This is a genomic window from Pirellulales bacterium, assembly GCA_035546535.1.
Lineage (GTDB): Bacteria > Planctomycetota > Planctomycetia > Pirellulales > JACPPG01 > JACPPG01.
The window spans coordinates 17,269-29,725 of the sequence record DASZWQ010000209.1 but is presented as its reverse complement, the minus strand read 5'-3'; the positions used below and the strand labels follow the sequence as shown (position 1 = coordinate 29,725).

Here is a 12,457-nt window from a genome sequence, read left to right as displayed (position 1 = left end):
ACGAAATGCTCTGCCACTACCTCAGCGGCTGGGCCACACTCGACGAACTTGAGCAAGCTATCGCCAAACATCACGCCACAGCGAAACCCCCGTAGCAAATCTTGAACCGAACACTATTGGGAGAGGGCCGGGGTGAGGGGTTCGGCAATCGGCTTCGGCCTTAAATGCCCTCACCCTAACCCTCTCCCGAAGGGAGAGGGAACGTTTTTGTTTGTCAACGTATCACACGCTGCTCGCCCACTACCTTCGCATTGACTCGGTGTCCCGCCGGCGAACGGCGATTACAATGACGCCTGCCGCTTGTCCTGCCTTTGTCTTTCCCGCCCTTCGAGCCCGCGCCATGAATTCGGTCCTGCTTTCCATCCTTTTCGCCTCGGCCACGGTCCAGGCCGCGCCCGACGCTCCAGGCGAATACGCCGTCGGCATGTCGCGGCTCGATCTGCGTGACGCGTCGCGCGATAACCGGCGTCTGACGAGCGATGTCTGGTACCCCGTGGCGCGAGCCTCCGGCGATACCTCGACCGGCACCAAGCGCGACGCGCCGTGCGCCGAGGGAGCGTTTCCCCTAGTCATCTTTTCGCACGGCGCCGGCGCAACCCGGCAACAGTCGATGTATCTGACCGAACATTGGGCCAGCCACGGATACGTGGTGGTCGCCCCCGACCATCAGTTCAACACCGTGTTCGATAACGCCGGCGGTCTCGGCGGCATCCAGTCGGGCATCGATCGCCCGCACGATTGTTCGTTCGTGATCGACCGCATGCTCGAGCGCAACGGCAACGCCGCGGATCGGCTTTACCAGCACATCGACCCGCAGCGAATCGGGGCGACGGGCCACTCCTTTGGCGGCTACACGGTGATGGTGCTGGCCGGCGCCACGGTTGACGCCCAGGAGGCGCGTAAGATGTTCGGCAAGGAGCTCGAACAAGGGGACTTTTCGCATCCCGACCCGCGCGTGCGGGCGGTGATTGCCTACGCCCCGGTCGGTCCGCCGCTGCTGTCGCCCAAGAGCCTGGCCGAAATCAAGATTCCGGTGATGGTCTTCGCCGGGACGCACGACCTGATCCTGCCGCTGGAGAAGCACCAGTTGCCGCTTTTCGAGAGCCTGGGCGGCCCGGCGTTTCTGGCCACGATCGAAGGCGGATCGCATTTCTGCTTTAACAACGCCGCCTTCACGAGCCTGGCGCGACTGGTCCGCACCGACAAGATGTTGGAAGAGCACGTCGACCGGGCGGTGGCTGACGTGATCGTGAAAAGCCTGTCGCTGGCATTTTTGAATCGCTACGTGGCCGGCGACGAGTCGCAAGCCGCGCCCACGAGCGAGTCGGCCGGTGTGCCTTCGGGCCAGCCGCCCGTGTTGTCGCTGCGGACGCGCAACGTCGAAACGCCTGCGGCATCGAGAGTGTCGGGCCAATGACCAGTGTGCTCGTGATCGCATTCCTCCTCTCCGCTCGTTGGATCTGCGTGACGAGCCGCTTTTCGAACAGCTTGCCGCCGGGGAGGAGAACGTTGCCAACGACACTTCGAAGAGGATCGGATCATGAAAATCTCCCTGTTCGTCATTGCGGCGATCGCCGGCGTAATTCTCGCGGCGAGAGACACAACCCAGCCTGGTGACTCTGCGACGGAAATGACCATGAGGTCGGAGTCCTTCGATCGGGACCCTGGCTGGCTGGGAGTCAACAACCGGCCACCGCGCACGCGCGACGCACGGCTGGTGCGTCAGGATTTCGGTTTCAGCGCCGACACTCGCCACGCGGGGGGCGCCGCGGCCGGCGAGATGGGTGGCTTTATCTCTCCAGACGGTCAAATCGCGTACTTTGGCAAAGCGATCGAACGAAAGGATCTTCGCCAGCCGCTCAGCGCCTCGGGCACGCTGAGCATCGGCCAGGGTGGAACGCATCTATTGTTGGGATTCTTCAATTCGGAAACGGTCAACGAATGGCGCACGCCCAATACGATCGCGATCCGGCTCAATGGGCGCGGCGACAAGTTCTTTGCGTATGTGGAATACTGCACGTCTAAATGGCGCGCCGGCGGCGATACCACTCCTTTCCCTTCGGTAACCGATGAAAAAACGGACCGCAGCAACTTGATTGGATTTCCGTGCGATCAACCGCTGCGCTGGACACTTGACTACGACCCGCAGGGAAACAACGGACGGGGAATGGTGACGGCAACAATCGGCGAAAGTATGGCCATTTGCAATCTTGAAGATTCACACCAGAAAGATGGCGCCACGTTTAATCGCTTCGGCATATTGAACGTGATGAAGAGCGCCGATTCCGGATCCGAAGCCTGGTTCGACGATATCGCCGTCAACAGCGCCCCGGCCGAAAACTTCATCAAGGATCCGAAATGGGACCAGCGGAATAACCGACGATCGACTTCGGCCAGGATCGTCCGTCCCCGCTTTGACTTTGGCTTTAGCGAGACGAATCTTGCGGGTGGAGAAGGGAAGGGGGAACTTGGCGGGCTGATCTTTCGTGGCGACTGCCGCTACCCTGAAAAAATGGCTTGTTACGGGGACCGAGTGGGTCCGCTGACACTCGACAAGCCGCTCAAAGCATCTGGCAAGATTGCGCTGGACCGGGGCGTCAGCGACAGCACCGCTCTCTTCGGCTTCTACAACTCGATCGACAGCATGCGATCAAACGACTCACAAAGCGATGGCGTTCCAGAGAGCGTGTTGGGCATTCATATCGAAGGGCCCAGTAGCGAAGGATTCCGGTTCTACCCAGTGCTGCGGGCGAAGGGGAGTGGAAGCACGTTCGGCCGCGTACAGGACTTTCCAGCGATCTATCCCGACGGCAAGAGCCATGATTGGAGCTTGGAATACGATCCAGCGGGCGCGGGGGATAATGGCAGGATCACCGTGACACTCGACGGCAATCAGGGCGTGTTTGATCTCCCAGCGGGGTACAAGCGGCGTGGCGCAAAGTTCGACCGCTTTGGCATTGTCACCTCCTGGATCGACGGCAACAGCCAGGATGTGTTTTGGGATGACCTCTTGTATACGAGTGCCCAGGAGTGACCGGCGATATTGGCGGGCAACGCCGTCTCGTATCGACGCCGATCGGCGTCGATGCCGAGGCCCTGGCGCGCAAGTACGGCTTGGCGTTCCCCCCGCTCAATTGATCGCGGAGCGCGCCGCGCGCAACGATGGTCTGCGGTGACGGATTCGCAAATCCGACAGAGCCTTCCCCGAACTTTTGCAGGCTCAGGGATTTATAGAACCCCGAATCGCCTATAGGCCTCGGTCGCCTTCATGCCGGCGATGATGTGGTCGCGCGTGTGATTTTCGGCATCCAGTTTCTGCCAGGCACGTGCGAGAACTTCTTCCTCGGCGGATCGCGGAATAACGACGATCCCGTCGGCGTCCGCGATGACCAGCTCGCCCGGACAGATGCGGACGCCGTCGATTTCGACGGGCACGTCGATATCGATCACGCGTTGGCGATTCAAGCTGTCGTACAGACAAGTGCCGCGAGCGAACACGGGGAAACTCATGTCGCGCATTTTTCGCGAGTCGCGCACGGCGCCATCCACGATGGCTCCCACGCAACCCGCATTCCGTGCGGCGGTGCTGAGCAGCTCCCCCCAAATCCCCGACCGCATCGACCCGCCCGCGGCCGCGATCACGACGTCGTCCGGCTGGCAGTCATCCACGGCCTGCAATTCCAGCTCGTAGGGGTGCGGATCTTCGTGCGCCATATCAGCCCATAGGGTGGTTTTGCACCGACCGACGAGGACCATATCGGTGGTGATCGGCCGCAACTCGACCCGTGGCGATTGATGAGTGAAGCCCAACGAATCGAGCGCGTCGGCGACGACGGCGCTATAGATTCGTTCGCGGAGCATCGACAGGGAAATCTGGCCGTGGCTATCGAGCCTGGTCATAGGTCTATCCTCGGGGCGTGCGAGGCGTTCTCGATTTGAGGAGCCTGGAGATTTTCGCCGCGCTACTCTGTACCAGGGCCAGCCAGCGATCGGCATGCTCGCCTGTCATGCGCGGGCTCGGCACGCTGAGGCTCAGCGCGGCTCTCACACCACGGCTGTCGAAAATCGGAGCGGCCAGGCAAGTCACGCCGACGTCCGTCTGATCGCTTTCGATGGCGTAGCCTTGCCGCCGGGCTTCGTCCAGGATCGCCGCCAGGCTTGCCCGCTTTACGACCGTCTTGGCCGTGCGGCGCGTCATCTTGATGGACGACAGCAGGTACTCTCTTTGCGCGCTCGGCAATTGCGCGACGATCGCGCGGCCCAGGGCCGTGCAATAAAAAGGATCGCTCGAATTCGCTTCCACGACGCGGCGCAGCGGCTGCGGGCTTTCGAGGACCGCCAGGTAGACGATTTCTCTCTGACGCAGCACTCCCAGATTCACGGTCTCGCGCGTGACCTTGTGGAGGTGCCCAAGGATCGGACGCGCAACGTCGCGAAGCGCGTCGTCAGTACCGCGCGACGTGAGCCGGTCGAGCGCCGGCCCCGCTCGATAGAATCCGGGATCGGCTTTGCTGGCATAACCGGCGATCGACAGCGTTTTCAGCAGTCGATGGGCGGTGGGCTTGGGCAGGCCCATCTCGACGGCCAACTCGGCCAGCGATCGGCCGCGCTCGGTCGTGGCGAGCGCCTCGAGCAGTCCGAGCGCCTTGATGACGGTTGTGCTTTCCATTATTTAGAATATAGTATTCCGCAATATGGAACACAAGCCGCGCGCCTTCACCACGGATTGTTTTCAGCACCGCGCCACGCGGTGGATTTGCGAGGAGGGGCCATGACTGCACGCGTTGCCATCGTGACCGGCGCGTCACGCGGGATCGGCGAAGCGACGGCCCTTGAGCTGGCCGCGCGGGGATACGATTTGACCATCACGGCCCGCGATCGCGCGGCGCTCGACCGGGTGCGCGATTCGATCGAGAAATCGGGCCGGCGCGCGCGCGTCGTGGCCGGCGACCTGGCCGATCTCGACTTCGCCAGGCAGATTGTCGAGCAGTCGATCGCCGAGTTCGGCCGGATCGACGTGCTGGTGAACAACGCCGCCTGGCGAGAGTTGATCTCGATGCGGCACATCACGCTGGAAAGCTGGGAACGCACGCTGAGGATTTGCCTGACGACGCCCGCTTTCCTGGCGCGGTGGGCCGCGGCCTCGATGGAACAGCGGCGCAGCGGCGTGATCATCAACGTATCGAGCATGATGTCCCGCCAAGTCGCGGGCATCAGCCCGGCCTACATCGCCGCGAAGGGCGCGCTGGAATCGCTGACGTATGAACTGGCGGCGCTGTACGGACCGCGCGGCATTCGCGTCCTCACCGTCAGCCCCGGCGCGATCGACACCGAAATGAGTAACGACTATCCCGAGGGCGAGGGCGAGGACGCCTCGCGACTGACGCGCCAGTACAGCGAGGACATGATTATGCTCGGCCGCTGGGGAACGGCGGTCGAGATTGCGCGGCTGATCGCCTTCGCCGCCAGCGAGGACGCTTCTTACCTGACCGCGACCACCTTGACGGCCGATGGCGGCTGGCAGCGGCAGCATATGCCCAAGAGTTTATGCGCCAAGCAATTGCCGGGAGACTTCCCATGAGCCTTTGGCGCTGGGCCGATCGCATTGACAGCGTGCCGGAGAAAAGCCGTTTGTCGCTCGGCGAGGGGAACACGCCCGTCGTGCGCTCGCGCCGCTTGGGGCCCGACGCGGGACTCGCGAATCTGTGGTTCAAGGTCGAAGCGGCCAACCCCTCGGGATCGTACAAAGACCGCTTCGCCGCGGTGGCGGTTTCGAAAATGGTCGCCGAGGGAAAACAGGCCTGCGTGGCGACTTCCAGCGGCAACACCGGCGCGGCGCTGGCCGCTTATTGTGCCAGGGCCGGGATCGAATGCCGCATCGCCATCGTCGAAGGCGCGCCCTCGGGCAAGTTGCTGCAGATGCAGGCCTACGGTGCGCAGTTGATCCGGGTGCGTGGTTTCGGCGTTGACCCACAACTGACAACGCGTGTCTTCGAATATCTCCAGCAGTTGGCATCGCAGACAAATGCGGCGCTCGAGATCAGCGCCTATTGCTATAGCCCCGCGGGTATGTCCGGCGTGGAGACGATTGCCTTTGAGCTGGCCGAACAATTGCCGTCGCCGCCGGACCACGTATTTTGCCAGGCCGGCGGCGGCGGGCTGACGCTGGCCGTCGCCCGCGGATTTCAAAAGTGCGTCGAGAAACGAGAACTGGCGTGCATGCCGAAGATCGAGTGCGTGCAACCCCGCGGAAACGCCACGATCGCTGCGCCGCTGCGTGAAGGGACCGCGCAGGCGGTCGCCGTGAATTGCACAACCAAGGTCTCTGGGCTGCAGGTCCCGAGTGTCCTCGATGGCGACGAAGTCGTTCGCGCTTGCCGTGCGAGCGGCGGCACCGGCCACCTGGTCGAAGATGGGGAAGTTTATGAAACGCAGCGACGGCTAGCGCGCGAGGAAGGCCTGTTTTGCGAGCCGGCCGCGGCCGTGTCGGTGGTTGCGGCGCTGAGGGCGGCACGAAACGGAGAGCTCGCACCCGAGAAAACGGTCGTGTGCCTGCTCACCGGTTCGGCATTCAAGGATTCGCCGTCGTTGGCCAACATGGCCGGCCCCGAGTGCCCGTTGCTCGAACTGTCCGAACTTCCGTGGTGAGCAGCGATCGGCTTGTACCAAGGCTCGTACCAAACGATTGACCCTCTTTGCATTGCGATCGAAAATGGATGCACTGCGTCTCCTTCTCAACGGGTCGAGCCGGTCGGATAGGAAGGCTCGTTCGCGCTCAAAAGATACGCTTCCGCGCATCACGCTGGGCGAAAACACGCGCAATTGCAATGAGGTGATCTCATGAGTAGAGCACACGCTCTGCTGATCGCGGTGATTGCGTTTTCGACATGCGTTCCCGCGCGAGCAGAGACGCTGGTGTTTCTTTTCGCGGGCCAATCGAACATGGCAGCGGCCGATTCGATCGTGGCCGGAACGGGCAAGGAAGATCTGGCAGGCGCCGGCTTGCAAACCGACGCGGATCGCAACGCTTTGTTCACGTATGGCTGCGTCTTCGATCCCGATAGCCCGTTGAGTTACGCTTGGGGCGACATTCGCGGCCATCGCGGCGCTTCGTTCTCGAAGGTTGATCCCCCCTTTTTTGTGCACGGCCCGGAGGTGGGTTTCGCAAGAACGCTCTACGCCAACGGTCTTCGCGACATCGCCATCATCAAAGTCGCGAATAACATTCCGGTTCCTCCCAAAGGCCCGCAGTGGCCCTGGACGAATAAGGACGCGACGACCGCATCGCCTGACTACTACGGGCGCTGGGCAAAATTCGTGAACCGCCGTTTGGCTGAACTCACCGCCAAGGGCAAGAAATGGCAGATCGCTGGATTTGTCTGGGACGAGGGGATCGACGATGCCCTCAGTGGCGCCACCGAGGAGCAATATGCAGCGAATCTCAGGCAACTGATCGCTCAACTCCGCGCCGACTTCGGCACTCCCACGACGCCCTTCGTGCTGGCGCGCAGCAAATCGACTATGCCCTCGCCGGCGGCCATGAATGCCGTGCGAGCGGCGCAGGTGCAGGTCGCGTCGGGCGATCCGCACGCCGCCTGGATCTCGAGCGACGACCTGCCCAACGTCAACACCCACCATTTCCCCACGGAAAGCCAACTCTTGATCGGCGAACGCTTGGGTAGCGCTTACTTGAAGTTGAAAGAAGGCGCGCCACCCAAGGCAAAGTAGAGTCTGTTAAAATGCTTGGCGTCGAGGTCCGGTGCCTAGAGATCGCTGCGGGCCATCCCACTCCGAGCGTGAAACGCACATGGGTTTAAGATCGATGTTCTTGCGAAGCGCACTTCGCGCGGGATGCGGCGCGGGTTTGCTGTTCGCGCTCTGTAACGGGGCGTGCGCCGGCGAGGCTCCCGATTTCCAGCGGGATGTACGACCGATTTTGCTGAATCACTGTGGCCGATGTCATGGTGCGGACTCCGGATCGCGCGAGGCCGGCTTGCGATTGGATACGCGCGAAGGAGCGATTCAAGCCGCGGATAGCGGCGCGATCCCCATCGTGCCAGGCGATCCCGGCGCCAGTGAGCTCGTGCGCCGTATCGACGCCGCGGACGACGACGTCGTCATGCCGCCGCCGCGAGCGAAGAACCCGCTGACTCCCGCCCAACGAGATGTGTTGCGCCGCTGGATCGCGGCCGGAGCGCCGTATACCGGGCATTGGGCGTTTGTCCCGCCCGAACGCCCGGCACTGCCGCACGTGCGACAAGCCGATTGGCCGCGCAATCCGATCGACGATTTCATTCTCGAACGTCTCGAGGCCGAAGGACTTAAGCCGTCGCCCGAAGCGGATCGCACGACGTGGCTGCGGCGCGTAACGCTCGACCTGACCGGTCTGCCCCCTTCGCCCGAGGAAGTGGACGCCTTTGTCGCCGACGAGGGTGTCCAGGCGTACGAGAATGTGGTCGATCGCTTGCTCAAGTCGCCTCGCTACGCCGAGCGGATGGCCATGCACTGGCTCGACATCGCGCGCTATGCCGACACTAACGGCTACAACAACGACGAGCCGCGCACCATGTGGCCCTGGCGCGATTGGGTTATTGACGCCTTTGCGCGCGGCATGCCTTACGATCGGTTTGTCACCGAGCAATTGGCCGGCGACCTGCTGCCGCAGGCCACGCTTGCCCAACGTGTCGCCACGGGATTCAACCGCAATCACGTGTTAACGACCGAAGGAGGCATCATCGAGGAGGAGTACCGCGTCGAATACGTTGCCGATCGCGTTCACACGACCGCCACGACGTTCCTTGCCTCCTCGATGCAGTGCGCCCGCTGCCACGACCACAAATACGATCCGATCTCGCAGCGAGACTACTACAGCTTCTCGGCGTTTTTCGCCAACGTGCCCGACGGCATTGTGAGCTACAGCCAGAACAAGCTACCGGAGCCGGTCGTGGCTGTTCCTTCGGCGGAGCAAAGTGCGCGGCTAGCGGAATTGGAGCAGCGGCGTCAGTCGCTCGCGCAAGCGCGCGACGAGCGAGCCGCCCATGCGGCGACGGCAGCGAGCGCGTGGGAGAAGACGCTTTCGCCTGAGCAAATCAAGGCGTTTGTTCCCGCCGGTTTGATCCTGCACAGGAGTTTTGACGAGCCGACAACAGCCGTTGCGGCGCCGTTGGGGGAAGTTAGCGAGGACGCCGCGTCGGGCGCGGCTCAGGGCAACACCGTTCGGGGCAACACCGTCCTGAAGCCAGGCAAGATCGGCGCGGCCCAATGGTTCGATGGCCATGCAGGAGCGGAGCTGGACAGCTTTACTGCGCCGGCGAAAGAGATCTCACTTTCTGCCTGGGTGCAAGCCAAGCCAGGAGCGGCCATGGCGGTGCTCTCGAAAATGGACGATGCCCAGGCCTTTCGCGGCTTTGACGTGATCCTCGAAGGGGGCAAGGTGGCGAGTCACTTCGTCCACCATTGGCCGGACAATGGAATCAAGGTGATTACCAAGCAGGCAATATCCCCCGACGCCTGGCACCATATCGCGGTCTGCTATGACGGCGACCAACATGCGGCCGGCGTCGCGATTTATGTAGACGGCCAGCGGCAGGAGACCGACGTAGTCCTCGACAAGCTGACCGAGACGATTCACACCGACGAATCTCTTCGTATCGGTCAACGACAGGGCTCGGCGTATTTCAAAGGCCTGATCGACGATCTGCAGATTTACGATACTTTGCTGTCCGCGGACCAGGTTGTTCAGTTGTCCACCGGCCAGGATCTGATCGAACTCAAGCGTTCTTTGTCGACGGACGCCGCCGAGCGCACTGACGAGCAGCGTTCGCAAGTGGCGCAATACTACCTGACACAAGTCGATCCACGGTGGCGGCAACTGCAGACGGACCTGACAACCTTGAAGACTCAAGTGGAGGAGATTGAGCGGTCGATGCCCCGCGTCATGGTCATGCAAGAGATGACGCCGCCCCGTTCGACGTTTGTGCTCCATCGCGGCCAATACGATCAGCCTCGCGAAGAAGTCTCGGCGGATGTGCCCGCTTCCTTGTCGGCTTTCCCCTCCGGCGCGCCGCGCAATCGGTTGGGCCTGGCCCAATGGTTGGTCGATCCGCGGCATCCGTTGACGGCGCGCGTGGCCGTGAATCGTTGGTGGGAGATTTTCTTCGGCCGTGGGCTGGTCGAAACGAGCGCGGATTTCGGCGTCCAAGGCTCGCTGCCCAGTCACCCCGCGCTACTCGATTGGCTGGCCACCGAATTGGTACGCACCGGCTGGAATCAGCAAGAAATCCTCAAGCAGATCGTGTTGTCGGCGACATATCGGCAGTTGTCGCGGGCAAGCGCCGCACAGTTGGCGGCCGATCCGGCGAACCGGCTGTTGGGACGCGGCCCCCGCGGCCGGTTACAGGCCGAGGTCATTCGCGATTGCGCCCTGGCCGCCAGCGGATTGCTGCACGAGCACGTCGGCGGTCCCAGCGTCAAACCCTATCAGCCCGAAGGACTGTGGGAGGACGTTTCGGTCGAGCGTCGCGAAAAGTACCAGGCGGACGAAGGTCCTGGACTGTATCGGCGCAGCATGTATACGTTCTGGAAGCGGACTTGCCCGCCGCCCGCGATGCAATCGTTTGATGCCCCTGATCGAGAAACGTGCATCGTTCATCGCGAGTCGACCAATACGCCGCTGCAAGCGCTTAATCTTCTCAACGATCCGACGTATGTCGAAGCTTCGCGGAAACTGGCGGAGTCGGCGATGCGGCAAGCCGCAGACCCCAGCGCAGTCGTGACATTCGCGTTCCGCCGCGTGTTGTCGCGCGCGCCGCAGGCGGAGGAGACGCAACTGCTGATGGCCGCCCACGAGCAAGCGCTCGCTCGATTCCGTGGCGACGCGGCAAGCGCCGAAGGGTTGTTGTCGGTGGGAAAAGCGCCGCGCGAAGCAGGGCTCGACACGGCTGATCTCGCGGCCTGGACCGTGGTCATGAGCATGATTCTGAATCTTGACGAGGCGATTTCCAAAACATGAGCCAGCCGATAAACGACATGCTCGCTCTCTCGCGCCGGCAGTTCCTGCGGCGCAGCGGCGCCGGCCTCGGCACGGCAGCGCTAGCGTCGCTCCTTGCCGATGATGGGCTGGCATCGTCACAAGCGCGCCAGCAGCCGCACTTCGCGCCCAAGGCGAAGCGCGTGGTCTATTTGTTCCAGTCAGGTGGGCCTTCGCAGTTGGAAATGTTTGACTACAAGCCCGAGCTGCGCAATTTGCACGGCAAGGAACTACCTGATTCGATTCGGCAAGGGCAGCGGCTCACCGGCATGACCTCGGGCCAGGCCAGCTTTCCGGTCGTGGCGCCGAAGTTCACGTTCGCGCGTCACGGTCGTTCAGGCGCATGGCTGAGCGAGCTACTCCCCCATACCAGTCGCGTGCTCGATGAGCTGTGCGTCATTCGCTCGGTGCACACCGAGGCCATCAATCACGATCCGGCCATTACGTTCATTCAGACCGGCTCGCAACAGCCCGGCCGCCCGTCATTGGGATCGTGGGTCAGCTACGGCCTTGGCCGGGCAACCGAAGAGTTACCGGCGTTCGTCGTGCTGATCTCGCACGGCAGCGGCAAAGACTCGAACCAGGGATTGCTCGAGCGTCTGTGGGGCAGCGGGTTTCTGCCCACCAGCCATCAAGGAGTGAAGTTGCGCAGCACAGGCGATCCGGTTCTTTATCTGTCGAACCCGCCGGGTATCGATAGCGCTTTGCGGCGGCAGATGCTCGACGGCATTGCCCGGCTGAACGAGCGGCAATTCGCCGAGTCGGGCGATCCGGAGATCACGACGCGCATCGCGCAATACGAGATGGCCTTTCGCATGCAGTTGTCGGTGCCTGAGTTGACCGATTTCTCGATGGAGCCCGAGGCGACGTTCGCTCTGTACGGGGACGAAGCACGCCGGCCGGGCAGCTTTGCCAGCAATTGCCTGCTGGCCCGGCGCATGCTGGAACGTGGCGTACGTTTCGTGCAGCTCTTTCACCGAGGTTGGGACCACCACGGCGCGCTACCGTCGAACATTCCCAAGCAATGCCACGATATCGACCAGCCTCAGGCGGCGTTGATCACGGATCTGAAGCAGCGCGGCTTGCTGGAAGACACGCTGGTCGTTTGGGGAGGTGAATTCGGCCGCACCGTTTATTGTCAGGGAGGGCTACAAGATGATTACGGGCGCGACCATCACGGACGATGCTTCACGATGTGGCTGGCCGGCGGCGGTGTCCGTCCTGGCATCGTACACGGCGAGACCGACGATTTTGGCTACAACATCGTGCGCGATCCAGTCCATATCCACGACCTGAACGCCACGATCTTGAATCGTCTGGGCTTCGACCACGAACGGCTGACGTTCCGTTTTCAAGGCCGCGACTTCCGCCTGACCGACGTACACGGAAGCGTCGTGTCCTCGATTCTCGTTTAGCCACGCGCGTCAG

At 62.5% G+C, this 12,457-nt stretch carries 9 protein-coding genes; 7 read left to right on the top strand and 2 right to left on the bottom strand.

All coding sequences use genetic code 11. The features are described from left to right. Nucleotides 1-340 precede the first annotated feature (340 nt). Entirely contained in the window at nucleotides 341-1,417 is a 1,077-nt protein-coding gene (locus VHD36_24850) for a dienelactone hydrolase family protein (protein ID HVU90574.1), read from the top strand. 489 nt (nucleotides 1,418-1,906) lie between these two features. Beyond that, on the top strand, nucleotides 1,907-3,034 hold the full coding sequence (locus tag VHD36_24845) for a hypothetical protein (GenBank protein HVU90573.1): 1,128 nt from the start codon (nucleotides 1,907-1,909) through the stop codon (nucleotides 3,032-3,034). 194 nt (nucleotides 3,035-3,228) lie between these two features. On the opposite strand, the gene VHD36_24840 is transcribed toward VHD36_24845, so the two are convergent. Together VHD36_24840 and VHD36_24835 are read right to left on the bottom strand one after the other, a co-directional pair. After that, nucleotides 3,229-3,900, bottom strand: a complete 672-nt coding sequence (locus VHD36_24840; protein ID HVU90572.1) for an RraA family protein — start codon at nucleotides 3,898-3,900, stop codon at nucleotides 3,229-3,231. 4 nt (nucleotides 3,901-3,904) lie between these two features. Beyond that, entirely contained in the window at nucleotides 3,905-4,669 is a 765-nt protein-coding gene (locus VHD36_24835; GenBank protein ID HVU90571.1) for an IclR family transcriptional regulator, read from the bottom strand. A gap of 102 nt (nucleotides 4,670-4,771) precedes the next feature. Here VHD36_24835 and VHD36_24830 point away from each other — a divergent pair, with 102 nt between their 5' ends. The 5 genes from VHD36_24830 (at nucleotide 4,772) to VHD36_24810 (ending at nucleotide 12,444) form a co-directional block, all read left to right on the top strand. Next, nucleotides 4,772-5,581: an SDR family oxidoreductase gene (locus VHD36_24830; GenBank protein ID HVU90570.1), complete on the top strand. Its 810-nt coding sequence runs from the start codon at nucleotides 4,772-4,774 to the stop codon at nucleotides 5,579-5,581. Continuing rightward, a complete protein-coding gene (locus tag VHD36_24825; GenBank protein HVU90569.1) occupies nucleotides 5,578-6,648 on the top strand; it encodes a pyridoxal-phosphate dependent enzyme in 1,071 nt (356 codons plus the stop codon). Before VHD36_24830 ends, VHD36_24825 begins: the two co-directional genes overlap by 4 nt. A 192-nt stretch (nucleotides 6,649-6,840) precedes the next feature. Beyond that, a complete protein-coding gene (locus VHD36_24820; protein ID HVU90568.1) occupies nucleotides 6,841-7,728 on the top strand; it encodes a sialate O-acetylesterase in 888 nt (295 codons plus the stop codon). A gap of 79 nt (nucleotides 7,729-7,807) precedes the next feature. After that, the gene (locus VHD36_24815) at nucleotides 7,808-11,011 is read left to right on the top strand and encodes a DUF1553 domain-containing protein (GenBank protein HVU90567.1); all 3,204 of its coding nucleotides are present in this window, start codon (nucleotides 7,808-7,810) and stop codon (nucleotides 11,009-11,011) included. After that, a complete protein-coding gene (locus VHD36_24810; GenBank protein HVU90566.1) occupies nucleotides 11,008-12,444 on the top strand; it encodes a DUF1501 domain-containing protein in 1,437 nt (478 codons plus the stop codon). The genes VHD36_24815 and VHD36_24810 overlap by 4 nt, the downstream gene beginning before the upstream one ends. Nucleotides 12,445-12,457 lie beyond the last annotated feature (13 nt).